The organism is Bacillus sp. KICET-1 (assembly GCF_027721405.1).
GTDB classification, from domain to species: Bacteria; Bacillota; Bacilli; order Bacillales; family Bacillaceae; genus Bacillus; species Bacillus velezensis.
Genome location: NZ_CP113515.1, coordinates 1,127,067 through 1,145,819 on the forward strand (window position 1 = coordinate 1,127,067; position 18,753 = coordinate 1,145,819).

General features: G+C 48.3%; 20 protein-coding genes. 8 read left to right on the plus strand and 12 right to left on the minus strand.

Annotated features, from left to right (window positions below):
* Positions 1-7: 7 nt before the first annotated feature.
* The 6 genes from OVA33_RS05750 to OVA33_RS05775 all read right to left on the minus strand — a co-directional run bounded on the left by OVA33_RS05750 (position 8) and on the right by OVA33_RS05775 (position 5,162).
* Positions 8-319, minus strand: coding sequence for a PTS sugar transporter subunit IIB (locus OVA33_RS05750; protein WP_003150851.1), 312 nt, complete (start codon positions 317-319; stop codon positions 8-10).
* A gap of 152 nt (positions 320-471) precedes the next feature.
* Positions 472-1,770, minus strand: a complete 1,299-nt coding sequence (locus OVA33_RS05755) for an arsenical efflux pump membrane protein ArsB (protein ID WP_063636534.1) — start codon at positions 1,768-1,770, stop codon at positions 472-474.
* A gap of 13 nt (positions 1,771-1,783) precedes the next feature.
* Positions 1,784-2,134, minus strand: coding sequence for an ArsR/SmtB family transcription factor (locus tag OVA33_RS05760; RefSeq protein WP_014419219.1), 351 nt, complete (start codon positions 2,132-2,134; stop codon positions 1,784-1,786).
* Positions 2,135-2,236: 102 nt separating this feature from the next.
* Entirely contained in the window at positions 2,237-3,133 is an 897-nt protein-coding gene (locus tag OVA33_RS05765; RefSeq protein ID WP_007407746.1) for an ABC transporter substrate-binding protein, read from the minus strand.
* 16 nt (positions 3,134-3,149) lie between these two features.
* Positions 3,150-4,163, minus strand: coding sequence for a FecCD family ABC transporter permease (locus tag OVA33_RS05770; protein ID WP_063636533.1), 1,014 nt, complete (start codon positions 4,161-4,163; stop codon positions 3,150-3,152).
* Positions 4,164-5,162, minus strand: coding sequence for a FecCD family ABC transporter permease (locus OVA33_RS05775; protein WP_063636592.1), 999 nt, complete (start codon positions 5,160-5,162; stop codon positions 4,164-4,166). It abuts the gene before it with no gap.
* A 242-nt stretch (positions 5,163-5,404) separates the two neighbouring features.
* Between OVA33_RS05775 and OVA33_RS05780 the strand changes: the two genes are divergently transcribed.
* The 7 genes from OVA33_RS05780 (at position 5,405) to licH (ending at position 11,740) form a co-directional block, all read left to right on the plus strand.
* Complete coding sequence (locus OVA33_RS05780; protein ID WP_014419216.1) at positions 5,405-5,995, plus strand: DNA-3-methyladenine glycosylase; 591 nt, start codon at positions 5,405-5,407, stop codon at positions 5,993-5,995.
* A gap of 51 nt (positions 5,996-6,046) precedes the next feature.
* Positions 6,047-6,181, plus strand: a complete 135-nt coding sequence (locus OVA33_RS05785) for a hypothetical protein (protein WP_369719122.1) — start codon at positions 6,047-6,049, stop codon at positions 6,179-6,181.
* 146 nt (positions 6,182-6,327) lie between these two features.
* Positions 6,328-8,283: a transcriptional regulator LicR gene (licR, locus tag OVA33_RS05790; protein WP_007407741.1), complete on the plus strand. Its 1,956-nt coding sequence runs from the start codon at positions 6,328-6,330 to the stop codon at positions 8,281-8,283.
* 98 nt (positions 8,284-8,381) lie between these two features.
* Entirely contained in the window at positions 8,382-8,690 is a 309-nt protein-coding gene (licB, locus tag OVA33_RS05795) for a PTS lichenan transporter subunit IIB (protein WP_003150863.1), read from the plus strand.
* Positions 8,691-8,705: 15 nt separating this feature from the next.
* Positions 8,706-10,064: a PTS cellobiose transporter subunit IIC gene (gene celB, locus OVA33_RS05800; RefSeq protein ID WP_063636532.1), complete on the plus strand. Its 1,359-nt coding sequence runs from the start codon at positions 8,706-8,708 to the stop codon at positions 10,062-10,064.
* An 18-nt stretch (positions 10,065-10,082) separates the two neighbouring features.
* The gene (licA, locus tag OVA33_RS05805; RefSeq protein ID WP_003150867.1) at positions 10,083-10,415 is read left to right on the plus strand and encodes a PTS lichenan transporter subunit IIA; all 333 of its coding nucleotides are present in this window, start codon (positions 10,083-10,085) and stop codon (positions 10,413-10,415) included.
* Complete coding sequence (licH, locus tag OVA33_RS05810; RefSeq protein ID WP_003150870.1) at positions 10,412-11,740, plus strand: 6-phospho-beta-glucosidase LicH; 1,329 nt, start codon at positions 10,412-10,414, stop codon at positions 11,738-11,740. The genes licA and licH overlap by 4 nt, the downstream gene beginning before the upstream one ends.
* 40 nt (positions 11,741-11,780) lie before the next feature.
* Here licH and OVA33_RS05815 read toward each other — a convergent pair whose 3' ends face one another.
* The 6 genes from OVA33_RS05815 to OVA33_RS05840 all read right to left on the minus strand — a co-directional run bounded on the left by OVA33_RS05815 (position 11,781) and on the right by OVA33_RS05840 (position 17,343).
* Entirely contained in the window at positions 11,781-12,872 is a 1,092-nt protein-coding gene (locus OVA33_RS05815) for a branched-chain amino acid aminotransferase (RefSeq protein ID WP_026092285.1), read from the minus strand.
* A 184-nt stretch (positions 12,873-13,056) separates the two neighbouring features.
* Entirely contained in the window at positions 13,057-14,235 is a 1,179-nt protein-coding gene (dltD, locus tag OVA33_RS05820) for a D-alanyl-lipoteichoic acid biosynthesis protein DltD (protein ID WP_012118763.1), read from the minus strand.
* Positions 14,236-14,472 carry a D-alanine--poly(phosphoribitol) ligase subunit 2 gene (dltC, locus tag OVA33_RS05825; protein ID WP_003150875.1) on the minus strand — a complete coding sequence of 79 codons (237 nt, stop codon included), beginning with the start codon at positions 14,470-14,472 and terminating at the stop codon, positions 14,236-14,238. It abuts the gene before it with no gap.
* 16 nt (positions 14,473-14,488) lie between these two features.
* Positions 14,489-15,670: a D-alanyl-lipoteichoic acid biosynthesis protein DltB gene (gene dltB, locus OVA33_RS05830; protein ID WP_017418628.1), complete on the minus strand. Its 1,182-nt coding sequence runs from the start codon at positions 15,668-15,670 to the stop codon at positions 14,489-14,491.
* Positions 15,667-17,178: a D-alanine--poly(phosphoribitol) ligase subunit DltA gene (gene dltA, locus OVA33_RS05835; protein WP_017418629.1), complete on the minus strand. Its 1,512-nt coding sequence runs from the start codon at positions 17,176-17,178 to the stop codon at positions 15,667-15,669. Before dltA ends, dltB begins: the two co-directional genes overlap by 4 nt.
* Before the next feature lie 15 nt (positions 17,179-17,193).
* Positions 17,194-17,343: a teichoic acid D-Ala incorporation-associated protein DltX gene (locus OVA33_RS05840; protein WP_003150882.1), complete on the minus strand. Its 150-nt coding sequence runs from the start codon at positions 17,341-17,343 to the stop codon at positions 17,194-17,196.
* Positions 17,344-17,786: 443 nt separating this feature from the next.
* Between OVA33_RS05840 and OVA33_RS05845 the strand changes: the two genes are divergently transcribed.
* Entirely contained in the window at positions 17,787-18,722 is a 936-nt protein-coding gene (locus OVA33_RS05845; RefSeq protein WP_003150884.1) for a 1,4-dihydroxy-2-naphthoate polyprenyltransferase, read from the plus strand.
* Positions 18,723-18,753 lie beyond the last annotated feature (31 nt).

An 18,753-nucleotide genomic window follows, 5' to 3' on the forward strand; every position in this document is an offset into this window, starting at 1 on the left:
GCCTCCTTTATTTGTTCTCAATCAAGGCAACGGCCTGTTCGTATGCTTTTTTGCCGTCTCCCATGCCGTAAGCCATCATGTCAATCACATCAACGGTGATGTGAAGCGGGTCCGCCTCTTTCTGAAGCTCGCCTTTTAAAAAACTCATCTGCGGGCCGATCAGTACGACGTCTGCATCTTTCATCGCTTCTTTTGCTTTATCCTGTCCGACTGCCCAAATCTCGGCCTCCTCACCGATGGAGCTGGCGTAATTCTGCATTTTCGTGACAAGAAGGCTGGTGGACATGCCTGAGCTGCAGGCTAATAAAATTCTTTTCATGAGGAATCCCTTCTTTCATAAAGTTAAAACGTTTTCATGAATATTATAATCTTTTGAAATTAAATGTCTATACTTTTAAAATATAAAAGTTTAACTTTTCGGATTTTTGACACAAAAAAACCTTTTAAGATTCAACTTAAAAGGTTTTTTTCTCAAGCGAGCCATAACAGCCATAAATAAAGTCCGATCAGGGTGATGAATAACGTCGGAATGGTTAATAGCAGACCTGTTTTGAAATACATTCCCCAGGAAATTTTCACGTTTTTCCGGCTCAGCACGTGGAGCCATAACAATGTCGCCAGCGACCCGATCGGCGTGATTTTCGGCCCGAGGTCAGAACCGATAACATTCGCGTAAATCAATGCTTCTCTCAGCAGCCCGTGAGTGTCCGTTCCGCTGATGGCTATGGCGTCAATCATCACCGTCGGCAGGTTATTCATAACGGAGGAGAGGATCGCAGCGATAAAACCCATTCCGAGTGTGCCCGCAAACAATCCGTGATCCGCCGCTTTCTGAATAAGCTGAGAAAGAAGATCCGTCAGTCCGGCATTCCGCAAGCCGTACACGACAACATACATGCCGACAGAAAAAAACACGATGGCCCACGGGGCGTCCTTGATGACTTGTTTCGCAGGGACGGCGGGGCTTCGCTGCGCCAGAATGAGAAAAATGACCGCGATGGAGCCGGCAACGAAGGAAACGGGTATCGACAGCAGTTCGCTGACGAAATATCCGATCAATAAAACGGCCAGCACAGCCCATGATAACCGGAAAAGGCGCTCATCCTTAATGGCGGATGCCGGATGTTTCACAAGACCGGTGTCATACCGTTTCGGAATGTTTTTTCTGAAATAGAGATACAGCACCAAAATGCTTGCCGCCAGAGAAAAAAGGTTGGGCACCAGCATGCGTGATGCATATTCAATGTACCCGATATGAAAGTAATCGGCGGATACAATATTGACCAAATTGCTTACAACGAGCGGAAGCGAGGTGGTGTCGGCGATGAATCCTCCGGCGATAATAAACGGAAAAACCAGCTTTTCAGGTAAATTCAAAGCCCGCACCATCGCCAGTACGATCGGCGTCAAAATGAGCGCCGCTCCGTCATTGGCAAACAGGGCGGAGACAACAGCCCCTAAGACCGACACATAGAGAAACATCCGCAGCCCGCTGCCTTTGGCCGCCATGGCCATATGCAGCGCGGCCCACTCAAAAAAACCGATGCTGTCAAGAATTAATGAAATGATAATAATGGCGATAAAGGCAAGTGTCGCATTCCAGACGATTCCCGTCACTTCCGCGATATCGTGCAGGCTGACTGCTCCGGCGATCAAAGCGAGAACCGCTCCGCCGCAGGCAGACCAGCCGATTGATACATGTTTCGGCTGCCATATGACAAACACAAGTGTCAGCACAAAAATCAGCGCTGATAAAACCGCAACTCCCAAGAATATATCCTCCTTACCGGCATGTAACAGTGACTTCTTTTTGCCGCAATGTCTGTAAAACTTCGTCCTTTTCATCTATCTGCTGCAGAATCGAGCAAACCAGCGCGTATTCCGGACCGGACGGATGAATGGCATAGTACCGCCACTGGCCCTCGCGTCTTTCCCGCACAAGGCCGGCGTTCTTTAATTTCCGCAAGTGCTGGCTGATGCCGGGCTGACTTATATCAAAAATAGCCGTCAGCTCGCAGACACAATATTCCTTATCCTCCAGAAGCTTCAGCATCAAAAGCCTCGTCGGGTCGCTTAGAAGCTTGAGGCACTGGCTGATCCCTCCGGAACTTAAAGCATGATGCCGCCGTTCCATGCGCTCACTCCTTTTTCACACTATTATATAAGCGGTTGTTTATATAAGTAAACGACAATATAAAAAAGCCGGCCTTGCAATTTTTGCAAAACCGGCTCATGTTTATTTTTGGAACAGTTTTTTCGCTTCATCCATTGCTAATTTATTTCCCAGTGCTGAATAATCAAGCCAAGGCTGATCGGCAATTTTATAGACGTGGTTTGCTTTCACGGCCTTCAGCCCTTTCCATACAGCGCTTTTTTGCAATTCTTTATAGGCTTGCTGTGACTTGTCGTCTCTGTTAACGACGACGAAAATCGCATCTGCGTTGTAATCAGGCAGCACTTCTTGAGAAATGACTTCATAAGGGCGGGAGGTGTTCATTTCTTTAATGCCGTCAGCCGGTTTCAGCTTCAGATCGTCAAACAGAATCGGTCCCATCGGGCGGCGTGTGCTGAAGACGCGAAGCTCTTTTGCGTTCACGCGGATCGCCATGACTTTGGCGTTTTTCCCTAATTCCTTATTCATCATGGATCTGACTTGTTTTGTTTCATCTTCGTAATCCTGAATAAATGTTTTCGCTTCTTTTTCACGGTTGACGATTTTTCCGATGTCTTTTAAATGATCGCGCCAAGTGCCTTTATCAAGGTCGAAAACGTGTGTGTTTCCGATTTTCTTGTATTTTGACACATCTTTTCCCGCAAATTCTTTATCAAGATAAATGTTGTCAGGGTTCAGCTCAAGTAAAGCTTCCATATCCGGATCTGAGGCAGGGCCGAGTTTTTTCGTGTCTTTCAGCTGATTTTTCACATGAGGGAGAAAATCTTTTAATTCTCCGCCCACGACGGAACCGGCAGGTGTAACGCCGAGAGCCAGCAGATCATTTGTCAGGTGAATGGACATCGAAGCGATTTTATGATCGCCGGATTTCTTTTTTGACTCCGGCTGTGTTGAATCGGATTGGCAGGCAGCCAGTAAGAAAATACACATGAAACTGACGAGCGCAATTATTTTTTTCATGGGAATACTCCTTGTTTTATGATTTGATTTTCATGACGAGATAGAGAAAATACGGCGCGCCGATGGCTGCCGCAACCACGCCGGCCGGAATGGCGTTCGGCTGAAACAAAGACCGGCCGATGGTGTCTGCCGCGACAAGAATGACAAGTCCGATTAATCCCGCAATCGGAATAATATGCTGATGCATGGTGCCGACGAGCCGTCTTGCCAAGTGAGGGGCGGCAAAGCCGATAAAGCCGATTCCGCCGGCCATCGCCACACTCGCGCAGGACAAGCCGACCGCTATGGCGATCAGCATGATCCTTTTTCTCTGCACGTGTGCGCCAAGCCCCGCGGATGCCTGGTCACCGAGCATTAAAATATTCAAAGAGCGGGCGTTCAGCCATGCAAGCGGTGCGAGAATGCCGATCCAGGGCAATAGCGACCACACGTGAATCCAATCCCTGCCCCAGACGTTTCCCACCAGCCAGCGGGAAGCGAATGTATAAGTTTCTTCATTCAGGCGCAGCGACATAAACAATGTAACGGCGCTGAAGCCCGCGGAAACGGCGATCCCGACTAACAGCATGCGGATCGTTAAAAAACCGTTCAGCCTGTCGTACGTAAGCACTACGATCAGCAGGGCGGCGAGTGTTCCGCCCGCAAACGTAAACAGCGGGATGAACATCGACGCTTGCGCCTCCAAGGAATGAAAGAATGTGATATACATCATCAAACCGAAGGAAGCGCCGGCATGCAGTCCGAGAATGCCCGGATCGGCAAGCGGATTTCGGGATACACCCTGCAAAATAGCGCCCGACACTCCTAAACCGATGCCGGCCAGCATCGTCACCAGAATCCGGGGAAGCCGGTAATCGAATAAAACGGTTGTGCTTTGAAACGTGCCGTATCCGAACAGCGTTTTTCCCACGGTGAGAGGAGAAAGCCGGAATGAGCCCGTATGCAGCCCGATCAGAATCATGCAAACGGCGATGACCAGCAGAATGAGTCCTGCCGCCGCCGCTTTTTTTGTTTCTTTCTGCACTTTCATTTATAAGTCTCTCCCTTCCTTGCGGGCAATATAAAGAAAGAAAGGGACACCGACAAGTGCGACCATAATGCCTATCGCCAATTCTCTCGGGGGACTGACCGTGCGCGAGGCCAGGTCGGCCAAAATCAATAGAATCGCGCCGAGCAACGCGGACATCGGAATAATCAGCCTGTACGTAACGCCGACGATCTTGCGGGCGATATGGGGGATGACCAGCCCGACGAAGCCGATCGCGCCGGCAGCGGAAACAGACACACCGGCAAGAACGACGGCGATCATTAATCCGGCGGCACGCGTCAGCGCCGTGTTCACCCCTAAATTCGCCGCCACGTCATTTCCCATTGAGAGAAGGGTGACGGACCGGCCCATGAATGTCGCGAGAATGATGAAGACCGCAATCACGGGAACAAGGACTTGTAAATGAGCCCACTTGATCCCCGACACCCCGCCGGCGTACCAGAAGGCCAAATCCTGGCTTAAATCGTAATAAATCGCCACACCGGTACTGAGTGAATGTAAAAGCGCGGCCACGACCGCCCCGGCAAGCGTCACCTTTAAAGGCGTCATGCTGCCTTTTCCCGCCGCACTGATAAAGAAAATCAAGCCGGTGCTTGCCAGTGCTCCCAAAAATGACATCACCATCAGCAGGGCGTATAACAAATGAGGGAAAAAAGCAAAGCTGAGCGCAACAACAAACATGGCGCCCGCGTTTACGCCTAAGACACCCGAATCGGCAAGCGGGTTTCTCGTGACACCCTGCATGAGGGCGCCGGCTGCGGCAAAAGCGGCTCCTGTAACGGCCGCCCCGAGCACCCTCGGAAGACGCAATTCATGAATGATCTGCTGGCCCGTTATGTTCGGATTATAATCAGCAACAGCCGACCAAACCGTATGTAAAGTAATGTCTTTCGCGCCGAATGAGACGGCGAAAAAAATAGATACAAGCAGCCCGATCACCGCGATCAGGAAGAAAACCCCGTTTTTTAAGATGCTGATCAGACGGTTTGCGGACGTGACAGAATCGCTCAAAAATCAATTCACCTACTTTTATGATCATTGTCCGGTATTTATTGAATATGAGAATCATTTTCATTTGAACCATCATATTATACCGGGCTGATTTTCAAAACGCAATAGAGCGTTCAACAATGATGTCCTTTTTTTCTCTCATGTTTATATTGTAAAAAAGAAGTGAAAAACGTGAAAGAGGAAATCGCTATATTCAGAAAGGAGGGAGGCAAATGGCGGGAGAACGAAAGCCTTTGCCGATTGAATTTTACCAGAGACCGTCAGTGGAGCTTGCCCCTTTATTGCTCGGCTGTCTCTTGGTGAAGGAGACGGACGAGGGAACGGCTTCAGGTTTTATCGTGGAAACGGAAGCTTATATGGGAGCGGATGACCGGGCGGCGCACAGCTTCGGCAACCGGCGCACGAAACGGACGGAAATTATGTTCCATGAGGCGGGCCGCATTTATACATACGTCATGCACACTCATACATTAATGAACGTCGTCGCCGCGGACATCGGCATTCCGCAGGCCGTGTTAATCAGGGCGGCGGAGCCTCATGAAGGACAGTTCCTGATGGAGAGCAGGAGACCGGGCAGACCCCCGAGAGAGCGGACAAACGGCCCGGGAAAACTGACGAAGGCGATGGGCATTTCAATGAACGACTACGGCGGCATGATCACGGAACCGCCGCTGTATATTACGGAGGGCTTTACGCCTGAGCATATATCAACAGGCCCGAGAATCGGGATTGACAACAGCGGAGAAGCCCGGGATTATCCGTGGCGCTATTGGGTGACGGGGAACCGGTATGTCTCACGCTGACCATGTTTATAAACGCTGATAACAGGGGAAAGACAAGGTAAAAGAAAGGGGATTCAGACATTGAAAAAATTTTTCAAAACGATTATCAAATGGGCGCCCGTCATCTATCCGATCATCAGAAAAATCATAAAAGAACGGAAGGCATCTAAGCGGAACCGCATGTCCGCATCCCGAACAGCCGGCTGATCCGGCTGTTTTTTTACGGTCTTGGCATCGGATTGCCGCATTGACTTGAAATCCTCCCCAGTATAGAATTTACATACATTTACCCCTTCCTCATTCTTTTTGCCCATTTTTCACGTCTGCATCTGATCTGATAGGAGGTTTTTCTCATGCTTCATGGGCGGCTTCGTGAACTTCTGCGCTTGCTTTTAGCTGCTGAAACACCGGTTACAAGCTCAGTCATCGCTGCAAATGTAAAGGTAACGACGCGGACGGTCCGCAATGACATAAAGGAACTGCAAACCATTGTAGAAAAACACGGCGCATCCATTCAATCTGTCAGAGGGAGCGGCTATAAGCTGCTGATCCGGAATGAGCAGCCGTTTAAAAACTGGCTTCAGGACAATTTCCAGCAGAACAGCACCGTGCCGATTTTTCCCGATGAACGGATAGATTACCTGATGAAAAGAATGCTTCTGGCCGACGGCTACCTCAAGCTGGATGACTTGGCGGAAGAACTGTTCATTAGTAAATCCACACTTCAATCTGATTTAAAAGAAGTCAAAAAACGGCTCCGCCCCTATGACATCATTTTGGAAACAAGGCCGAACTACGGCTTTAAGCTGCGCGGCGAAGAGCTCCGCCTCCGTTATTGTATGGCGGAATACTTAGTGGACGACCGCGAGCCCGAGCCTGATCTCCTGAGTGAAAAGGCCGGTATTCTGCCGAAAGACGACATTCATGTGATCCGCACAGCCATTATGAAGCAGGTTCGAAACCATAAGATCCCGCTTTCTTTCTTCGGCCTGAACAATCTCATCATCCATATCGCCATTGCCTGCAAACGAATCCGGACAGAAAACTATGTATCTCTCATCCCGGAAGATCTTCATGATATTAAGCTTGAAACAGAATATCAGTCAGCGGAAGCCATCGTAAAAGAGCTTGAATCTGCGCTTTCGGTCACCTTTCCCGAACAGGAAACCGCCTATATCGCCATTCACCTGCTCGGGACAAAGCGCATGACCCAGTCACAATTGGAAGGAAAAGAGCTTACAAGGCTGATAGACGGGGAAACCAGCCGTTTGACGGAGGCCATGATCGAAGCCATTGAGCGGGAGCTGAAGCTCGGAATCACGGACGACAATGAGCTGAAAGCGGGTCTTGCGCTCCACATCAAGCCGGCGATTAACCGAAACCGGTACGGAATGAACCTGAGAAACCCGATGCTCTCCGCCATAAAGGAAAATTATCCGCTCGCATTTGAAGCGGGAGTGATTGCGGGAATCGTGATCAAGGAGCAAACCGGCATTGATATTCATGAAAATGAGATCGGATATTTGGCGCTTCATTTCGGAGCCGCCATTGAAAGGAGAAAGACGGAACGGCCGCCTAAACGCTGTCTGATTGTTTGTGCGTCCGGCGCCGGCAGCGCGCAGCTTTTAAGAGAAAAGCTCCGTTCCCGGTTCGCAAAGCGTCTTGAAATCGTCGGAACGGCTGATTACTGCAGCCTTGACCAGCTTTCCTTTGAGTCGATTGATTTTGTGGTCAGCACAGTGCCGATCAAAAAAGACCTGCCCGTTCCCGTATTGAAGGTTCATACGCTGTTGGGCGGCGGGGATTTTACAAAAATCGACGCCATGCTGGAAGAAAAGCGGGAACAATTGAACTTTCTGAAACCGGAGCTGGTATTTTTGCAGCAGGATCTGGAGACGAAGGAGGACGTCATCCGTTTTCTCGGACAGCAGGTTGCAGAAGCCGGCCTCGCTTCTGATTCTCTGACCGATTCTATTTTTGAAAGGGAAGCGATTTCTCCTACGAGTTTCGGCAATCTTACGGCGATTCCGCACCCGCTCGTTCCGCAGACAGACACGACGTTTTGGGCGGTATGCACGCTGAAGAAACCGATTGACTGGGCGGATAAGCGTGTCCAATTTGTCTGCCTGCTCTGCGTCGAGAAAGAAAGCAAAGCCGACCTCCAGCATATGTACAAATGGCTCGGCGGCATGTTAGATGATCCGGCCGCGGTAAGCCGTCTCTTAAAATGCACAACCTATCAGGAGGTTTTACGAGTATTCAGAGACAAACGATCAGAGAAAGACCGGGATACACCTTTTTTCCGTTAGCAGCGGAAAAAGCCTGAGTAGTTATGAAAGCGATTTCATAATATGATGGTACTAACATCGAGACATACAAAATATCAAACTTTCAGGAGGTCTTTTACATGAATATATTACTCGTTTGTGCAGCAGGGATGTCAACAAGCTTACTCGTCACCAAGATGGAAAAAAGCGCGCAGGAACAAGGAAAAGAATATAAAATCTGGGCGGTGTCAGGCGATTCAGTCAACCAGCATATTGATAAAGCGGACGTATTGCTGCTTGGGCCTCAAGTCCGTTATTTGCTTCCGCAGCTGAAAAAATTGGGTGAATCAAAAGGAGTGCCGGTTGAAGTCATCAATACCGTCCATTACGGCACTTGCAACGGAGCGGAGGTTCTGAAATCAGCGGAACAGCTCGGAAACGCATCGTAGAAAGGGGCGGGCCGTGTGAATAAGGTGAACCAGTTTTTAGAAGAGAAAGTCATGCCCATTGCCGGAAAAATTGCCTCCCAGCGGCATCTGCAAGCATTGCGTGACGGGATCATCCTCACCATGCCGCTTATCATCATCGGTTCGTTTTTTCTGATCATCGGCAACCTGCCGATTCCGGGATATGCGGATTTCATGGCAAAGACGTTCGGAAGCGCCTGGTCTCAAAAACTGCAATATCCGGTTGATGCGACCTTTGAAATCATGGGTCTTGTCGCCGCTTTCGGAATCGCCTACCGCCTGGCCGAAAAATACGGGGTGGACGCATTATCGGCCGGTGCGATATCTTTGGCGGCGTTTCTCTTGGCAACGCCGTACAAAGTTCCGTTTCTGCCTTCCGGCGCCAAAGAGGAAATCATGGTGGGCGGCGGCATTCCGCTTTCTCTCATGGGAAGCAAAGGGCTGTTTGTCGCGATGATCATCGCCATGCTGTCGACAGAAATTTACCGCTTGATCATCCAGCGGAATTTCGTCTTCAAAATGCCGGACGGTGTGCCTCCGGCGGTCAGCAAATCGTTTGTCGCCTTAATTCCCGGCTTTGCCGTCATCTTTCTGATCTGGGGTGCGCGTTTAATTGTCGAAGCGACGCCGTTTGAAAACCTTCATAACATTGTAAGCGTTGTACTGGGGACGCCGCTCTCGAATCTTGGGGGAAGTCTCGGCGGAAGCCTGATAGCCGAAGCGGTTCAAATGCTCTTGTGGGCGTGCGGATTACACGGGGCGAACATAGTCGGCGGCGTCATGGCGCCGATCTGGTTCGGAGCGATGGATGCCAACCGGATTGCGTTTCAGGCGGGCGATGCGCTTCCGAATATTTTCACCCAGCAGTTTTTTGAAATCTGGATCAACATCGGCGGAAGCGGCGCGACACTGGCGCTCGTGGTCACCATGTTTCTCCGTTCGCGAAGCAAGCAGATGAAGCAGCTTGGGAAACTCGCCATCGGGCCGGCCGTCTTTAATATTAATGAGCCGATTATTTTCGGAATGCCGATCGTCATGAACCCGATGCTTCTCATTCCGTTCATTATCACACCGCTTGTCACACTGGTCCTTACCTATATCGGCATGAGCACCGGCCTCGTCGCCAAACCTGCCGGCATTGCCGTCCCATGGACGATGCCGCCGATTTTCTCCGGCTATCTTGCCACGGGCGGAAAAATATCAGGGGCTGTCATGCAGGCGATTAATATCATCACAGCCTTTATCGTGTACTATCCGTTCTTCAGAATGTGGGATTCGCAAAAGCTGAAAGAAGAAAACGAACTTGAACAATCGCAGGCGCCAGCCGTACAGGGAGACGAAAAAGCCGTGCTGTAGAGAAAGGGAGTGAAACACATGAATGAAAAAATGGAACAGACCATTTTTCAGATCATCCTGCATGGCGGCAACGGCAGAAGCGCATCAATGGAAGCCATTGCCGCCGCAAAGCGGGGGGACAGAGCCATGGCCGAGGAAAAGCTTCAGGAAGCCGCAAGGGAACTGACAGAAGCCCATCATTACCAGACAGAATTGATCCAAAATGAAGCCGGCGGAGAAAAAACAGACATGACGCTTTTAATGGTGCATGCGCAAGATCATTTAATGAATGCCATGACCGTGAAAGACTTGGCCGCTGAGTTAGTCGAGATTTACGAAAAAGTGAGTCTGCAAGGAGGAGCAAAAATATGACAAAAGGAATTAAAATTGTAACGATCGGCGGAGGTTCAAGCTATACACCGGAGCTTGTGGAAGGCATCATTAAGCGCTATGAGGAACTGCCTGTCAGAGAATTATGGCTTGTCGACATTCCCGAAGGCGAGAAAAAACTCAATATCGTCGGCACGCTTGCAAAACGCATGGTCGAAAAAGCGGGCGTTCCGATAGAGATTCACCTGACGCTTGACCGGAGAGAAGCTTTGAAGGATGCTGATTTCGTAACGACTCAATTCCGCGTCGGCCTTCTTGAGGCCCGCGCCAAAGACGAACGGATTCCGTTAAAATACGGCGTAATCGGCCAGGAGACAAACGGTCCGGGCGGTTTATTCAAAGGGCTGCGCACCATCCCGGTTATTCTGGAAATCGCGAAAGACATCGAAGAGCTTTGTCCGAATGCATGGCTTGTGAATTTCACAAACCCTGCCGGCATGGTTACCGAGGCCTTGCTCCGCTACTCGAATCTGACAAAAGTCGTCGGCCTCTGCAATGTGCCGATCGGCATTAAAATGGGCGTCGCAAAAGCATTGGATGTGGATGTCAGCCGGATCGAAGTGCAATTTGCCGGGCTGAATCACATGGTCTTCGGATTAGATGTTTTCTTAGACGGCGTCAGCGTGAAGGATCAAGTCATTGAAGCCATGGGAGACCCGGAAAACGCCATGACGATGAAAAATATTTCCGGAGCGGAATGGGAGCCTGAATTCCTGAAGGCGCTCGATCTGATTCCTTGCGGCTACCACCGCTATTATTTCAAAACGAAAGAAATGCTCGAGCATGAAATAGAAGCGTCACAGACGGAGGGCACACGCGCCGAGGTCGTGCAGAAGGTTGAGAAAGAACTGTTCGAACTGTACAAAGATCCGAATCTCGCCATCAAACCGCCGCAGCTGGAAAAACGGGGCGGAGCGTACTACAGTGACGCGGCCTGCAACCTGATCAGCTCCATCTATAACGACAAACATGATATCCAGCCCGTCAATACAATAAACAACGGCGCGATCGCCAGCATTCCGAATGACTCAGCGGTCGAAGTGAACTGCGTCATGACGAAAGACGGTCCGAAACCGATCGCCGTCGGTGATCTGCCGGTGTCTGTCCGCGGACTCGTCCAGCAAATCAAATCATTTGAGCGCGTCGCCGCTGAAGCAGCCGTCACGGGAGATTATCAAACGGCGCTTCTTGCGATGACGATCAACCCTCTTGTCCCGTCAGACTCCGTGGCAAAGGCCATTCTGGATGAAATGCTTGAGGCCCACAAAGAACATCTGCCCCATTTCTTTAAGTCGATTGAAGCATAAGAGCAGTAAAAAAACCCGGATTCGCTTCCGGGTTTTTTGCTTATTTTGATTCGCTTAGTGAGGCGACTTTCGTCGTCCAGCCGAACACGTCGGCTTCCGCGCCTTTTTGAATGCCTGTAATGGTATCGTACAATTTCTTCGAGATCTCTCCGGTTTCACCGCTGCCGATGACAAGACTTTCATCATTCCAGATCAGTTCGCCGACCGGAGAAATGACCGCCGCCGTACCAGTTCCGAATGTTTCTTCCAATCGGCCGTCACGATGCGCCTGGATGATTTCATCGATCGAAATCTTCCGCTCAGACACAGTCAGTCCCCAATGTTTGAGAAGGGTGATGACGGAATTTCTCGTAATTCCTTCAAGAATGCTTCCGTTCAGCTCCGGTGTCACGATCTCGCCGCTGATTTTGAAGAAGATGTTCATGCTGCCGACTTCTTCGATGTATTTTTTCTCAATGCCGTCAAGCCATAAAACCTGGGAAAATCCCTTCTCTTCCGCAACCTGCTGCGCTTTCAGGCTTGATGCGTAGTTGCCGGCGGTTTTCGCGTTTCCGGTGCCGCCTTTGACGGCGCGCACGAATTCGTTTTCCACGGCGATTTTTACCGGTTTAATGCCTTCTTTGTAATAAGAGCCGACCGGGGAAAGAATGATAAACAGCTTGTACGTATGGGATGCCGCTACACCGAGGAAAGGCTCAGTCGCAATAATAAACGGACGGATATAAAGGGAAGTGCCTTCCGCTTTCGGAATCCAGTCTTGGTCGATGGCTACGAGCTGTTTCAGGCCTTCAAGAACAAGCTCTTCATCAATGAGCGGGATGCAAAGGCGGTCATTTGACTGGTTCAGGCGCTCCATATTTTTCTCCGGTCTGAACAGAAGCACTTCCTGATCCTTCGTTACATACGCTTTAAGCCCTTCAAAAACGGTTTGGCCGTAATGATAAACCATGGCCGCAGGATCCATTGAGATGGACTGATAAGGGATAATTCTCGGATCATACCATCCTTGACCGGCGTCGTAATCCATAACAAACATATGGTCGGTGAAAATTCTGCCGAACGCAAGGTCATGGGGGTCCGGTTTCGGTTTTTTGGCTGAAGTCAATTCAACACGAATGTCTTGTTTCATAATGTTCTGTCTCCCTATTGGTGTTATTGTCAAACTTATTTGAAAATAATTTATATTCTATTGTATACCTTCAACAAATATTCGCAATAGTTTTCCTCAAATTTGTGAAAAAATCAAAATCACATAAAAAGCAGGGGAGAGAATGCCCCCTGCGTGTTCGTTTTTACGTATTCTGTCATCACCGTGCTCAGTGAACCGTCACCTTGCCGGTTTTGTAAAACTGCTCCATTGCTTTATCGACGTACACCCAGCCCTTCCAGGCGATATGGATGGTGTCTTTCATAAAGTACGGATCATATTCGTGCCCGGATAAGTCGGCAACCTGAAAGCCCTTCGCTTTAATTTGCTTAGTGACTTTTTTGTAGTAATCAGTCCGGCCTTTTTTCGGGAAGCCGGTGTAGTCATACCATTTTCCGTTGACCGGAATAACCACGAACATCGGTTCAGCGCCTGCATCTTTCAGAATGTCCAGCATATCCTCAAAGTCGTGATATTCGACTGATTTGGCGTATGTTCTTCCTTTGTTGATTCCTTTCACTCTCTTTACTTTCTTCTTAATCTTTTTATAAGAAGCGTCATCGATATAGAAAGGATTGGACTTGGAGCTCCGTTCTCCTAATTGAGCGGCGGCTGTTTTTAACTCTGACCACGATTTCCCTTTCAGGTTTTCAGAGATCGTCCGTTCAGGGCCCTTGTTTTCTCCCATTGAATAATAAAGATCTTTTTTCTCAAGCAGAGAATAATAAGCTTTTGCAGCCGGCATGACCGCTTTCACTTTCCATGATTGTCCGTTGACCATTCCCTTGTACAATTCAGAAAGGACGGCATCATGCTGAACGACTTTAAAACGGAGCATGCGCTTCATCATGTTCTTTTTGACCGCGGGATCAATCTGGTTATTAAATGCTAAATCCAATGCCTGAAGTGATGAAAAATTCGGCGCAAAGTGCTGTTCATCAGAACCTTTTTTGATAAACCATTGCGGAGAAACAATGAATACCAGTTTTTTGCCCTTCAGCTGCTGATAATGCGCCGCAAAGTTCACGGCGTGTATCAAGGATTGGTCCCCGCCTTTTCCGACAAGATAAGGCGTAAAGCCTTGGTTGTTCACTTGGAAATAGTTGGACGGGTGAAACTCATCCAGTCTTGAAAGCTCGGAAGAACCGAAAATCGGCAGATACTTCGAGTCTTCGAACATTTTGTTTTGAAGATAGAGTCCCTGGAACATATTCGGATTTAAGGCTGCCGCCGACTCTTCGACACGTTTTTCAGGAATGAAGCGCGTAAGCCATGAAGCCGGAACTGCGATAGCTCCGACAAACAGGACGAACGCTAAAATAATTGGTCCAAAGAAACGCTTTTTCATTTACTTCAACTCAGTCAGTTTGTTTACAATGTTGTTTGGCGTATTCCACTCGTCACGGTCAAATTCAGTGATCGGCACTGTAATGCCGAAGCGGTTTTCGATGGCGACAAGCAGCTCTACAGTTCCGAAAGAATCAAGCAGTCCTTCTTCAAAGATTTCAATATCAGGATTTTCTTTCACAGCGTCCTCCTGACAAACTTCAGCTAATACGTCTAATACTTCCTGTTTAAATTCCATGTGTTTTCAATCTCCTTTAGTGATGAAATGGTTTTCCTGAGAAAATATAAAATCCGAAACATACGAAATGGAATGTGATGACGATGGCTAAAAAGGCCGTAAAACGATTGGCGGGCAGCCACTTGTATTTCTTATTCCATTTCTCAAAAAAGTTATACCCGGTCATTAATACGGCGTGGTACAGGCCGTATACAATATATTGCAGGGCGAGTCCGTGCCAGACGCCCATCAGCATGAACAGCAGGAAATACCCGATGTTCGAGACGGCCATCCGGTTCTTTATCCATTTTTTCTTTGTCATCCAGAAAACAAAGCGCATAAATACGTAGTCTCTGAACCAGAAGGATAAGGACATGTGCCAGCGGTTCCAGAAGTCTTTAATGTTTTTGCTGATAAACGGCTTATTAAAGTTTTCCGGAGATTTGATACCCATGATATAGCTTACACCGACGGCAAACATCGTGTAACCCGCAAAATCAAAAAACAGGTACAAGCTGTATCCGTACATGTACAGCACATTACCCCACAGTTTGCTGTGGGTGATATGAGACAGATTCATAATGAAATACGTGTTAATCGCATATCCGATAATGAATTTGTACAAGAAACCGATAAAAATTTTATGAATGCCGGTATACAGTAAATCAGCGTATTCTCCCTTTGTCCATACTTTCTGTTCGTCCTTGGCAAATCTGCGGTATCTGTCGATCGGGCCGGAAGAAATGGTCGGGAAAAACATAATAAAGTACAAAAGGCGGTGAAGCGGCATTTTTTCTTTAATCAGTCCGTCTCTCGTTTCCATGATCAGCTGGACGCCTTTAAATGTCAAATAAGAAATTCCTAAGAAACTGATCAGGTTATGAACCGGGTGATGAGGCACCGGCGGGAAGAAAAACGGCCATAATTTAGATAAAAACAGGGGTAAAATAGACGCGATCACGGCCATACTGAAGACAAAGCCGCTGTTGGCTTTCAGTCTGTAAGCGAGATAACCCCTGATTAAAAGCACCTGCCACAACGTAAAGATACATAGTGCGATCACGCCGTGCAGATCATGCGCGAAAATCAAAGCCAATACGATGATGGATATAAACATGTTGTATCCTTGGAATCTCTTGCCGTTCAGCCCTAAAAAAATCGTCGGCAAAAGAAGGATTCCAAGTAAGATAAAGAAGAAAAACGAGCTGTAAGGCGTCATACAAGAACCTCTTCGCCAATGCGTTTACGGTCGATTTTTCCGTTCGCAGTCATTTGAATGTGATCCTGATAAATGAATTTTCTCGGAATCATGTAGGCCGGAAGCGAAGCGGCCAGTTCTTTCTTAATGGCGCTTGTCAGCTGGAATTCTTTTTCAAAATCATGTTTTTCAGGCACGATGGCGGCAATTAAATATTCGACTGGTCCGTTAGGCTGATACGGGATGACAACCGCCGTGCGCACATATTGAGACTGCCTTACATGTACTTCGATTTCCTCCAGCTCCATGCGGTAGCCGTGAAGCTTAATCTGGAAATCAAGGCGTCCTTGGCAGAAAATCTGACCATCCTGAACATAACCGGCATCACCCGTATGATATGCCCACTGGCCGTCAATTGAGAAAAACGCTTTTTCAGTCAGAGACGGTTCACCGAGATAGCCTTTGCTCACGCTCGGGCCGGCGATGATGATTTCCCCTTTTTCTCCGTCCGGAAGCTTATTCCCGTTTTCATCCATGATGAAGATATTCATATCGGGTTTTGCAAAACCGACGGGCAGAGATTCATGTTCATCGATGATCTGCTGCGTAATTTCAACGGAGGTGACGGCAACCGTTGTTTCAGTCGGGCCGTATGTATTGAATACGCGGGCCTTCGGAAAACGGTTTAACAGCTCCTGTGCCACGGCAGCCGGAAGCGCTTCTCCGCAAAACATAAATACTTCTGTCTCAGGCAGGAGCTCCTGCGTAAAGCCGGGGTCCATCAGACACATTTGGACGAAAGACGGCGTCGATGTCCAGACGTTCAGTTTGGATTTCTCCAGCTCTTCAAATAGTACTTTCGGTTTATTGATTTTGTCTTTCGTTACGCAATGCAGCGTACCTCCCGTTTGAAGCGAAGGGAAAATGTCCATGACAGATAAATCAAAAGAAAACGGCGCTTGGTTTAAGAATGTCTTACCATCGCCCACAGGAAAATCCCTGCAGATCCAGTCAGTGAAGCTTTGCAGGTTATCAGCCGATATCTGCACGCCCTTCGGGTTTCCCGTGCTGCCGGACGTGTAAATAATGTAAAATGTGTCCAGCTCTTTTACCCAGTTCTCACGGCTGAGGTCTGCATCTCCGTCAGCTGCAAGCTCTTCGGGCGTAACGGTTTTAATCAGATTGCTTCCCGTATCGACTGCATCGCCCGATACGCTGATAAGCAGCTCTGCGCCTGAGCTTTCAATGATTTTGACGATCCGCTCCGCCGGAATGGAAACATCGACAGGGATGTAAGGGCGGCCCGCTTTGACGCTTCCTAAGAAAGAAACGATCATATTCGGCTCCATATGTCCGTAAACCAGGACAGGCGCTTTCGAACCGTCAGCTGTATGTTTTTGAATGCCGGACGCAACCCGCTCCGACAAATCCCATAATTCCCCGTAAGTGAGGGAATGATCTAAGGAACGAAACGCTTCGGCCTGCGGCTTGGCGTCTGCGTATGTTTTTATAGCATCAAGTAGTTTCATAGTTATCCTCCCCGATTAGAAATCGTTGTAAATATAAGTGCCGGTATTCGCTGTATGAAATCCATACATCCAAAAGAGCAATACTAATATCAGAAAATAAAAGCCCGTATGAAACGTCCATTTGATCAATGTATTTTCATAAGCACGTTTTAATTTTTGCATCATATTCAAAATTCCTTCCCCGCGTATTCAATAATTACACCAGTATATGACGATTAGATTAACAAAAAGTTTCAAAATATGTCTAATATCCTAAGCTTAAAATTTCCTTAAAAATGAATGAGAAACAAAAGGATGGAAAACACGCATGTATAAATTGGCAAATGATCATACTAAAAAAGCGCTGTTCAGGCGGGATTTTTAACTTATCGTAAATATAAACGAGGTAAAAAAATTTTGGCGGCTTTTTCTTAAGCAGGCTTGTGCCGAACCCCAATGGAGAAGGGCGAAAAGCCGTTTCCGGCAGGATAGCTGATAAAGCGCCGCATCTTGTGAAATGAGGAAGAAATTATTATGATAGATAAGGTAGCAGAAAACGTGAAAACCCCAATTCAACACTACTGTTATCGGCTGACTGTGAAAGCCTTTTAATAGAAAGGAAGAGGAAAATGAATCAAAACAATATGGGGGGCAGCCAAAAGACGCCCGAGAAAGAAAGCATGGGCCGCATTTTGTGGCAGCTAACCCGCCCTCATACATTGACGGCATCGTTTGTGCCCGTACTTCTCGGCACCGTATTGGCGATGTTTTACGTAAAGGTTGATTTCCTGCTGTTTTTGGCCATGCTGTTTTCCTGCCTTTGGATCCAGATCGCCACGAACTTATTCAATGAATATTACGATTTTAAACGCGGTTTAGATACGGAGGATTCCGTCGGTATCGGCGGAGCGATCGTCCGCCACGGCATGAAGCCGAAAACAATTCTGCAGCTGGCGCTCGGCTCTTATGCGATTGCCCTCGTGCTCGGTGTTTATATCTGCATGAGCAGCAGCTGGTGGCTTGCGGCTATCGGCCTTGCCGGCATGCTGATCGGCTATCTGTATACGGGCGGCCCGCTGCCGATTGCGTATACACCGTTCGGGGAACTGTTCTCCGGCATTTGCATGGGTTCTGTATTTGTCCTTATTTCTTTCTTCATTCAGACAGGCAGAATTAATGAACAGAGCATTTTGATTTCCATCCCGATAGCCATCCTGGTCGGAGCGATTAACCTGTCCAACAATATCCGTGATATTGAGGAAGATAAAAAAGGCGGACGTAAAACGCTGGCCATTTTGATGGGGCATAGAGGGGCCGTTATGATACTGGCCGCATCTTTTGCCATCGCTTACATCTGGATCGTCGGTCTTGTCATTATGGGTTACACAAGCCCGTGGCTGTTCCTGGTCTTTTTGAGCGTGCCGAAACCCGTTCAGGCCGTGAAGGGCTTTGTGAAAAACGAAATGCCGATGAACATGATTATTGCGATGAAATCAACGGCGCAAACCAATACATTCTTCGGATTCCTGCTTTCAATCGGACTCCTGATCAGTTATTTCCGCTGATCAAATGAAAGGGCAAATGCCATAACCGGCA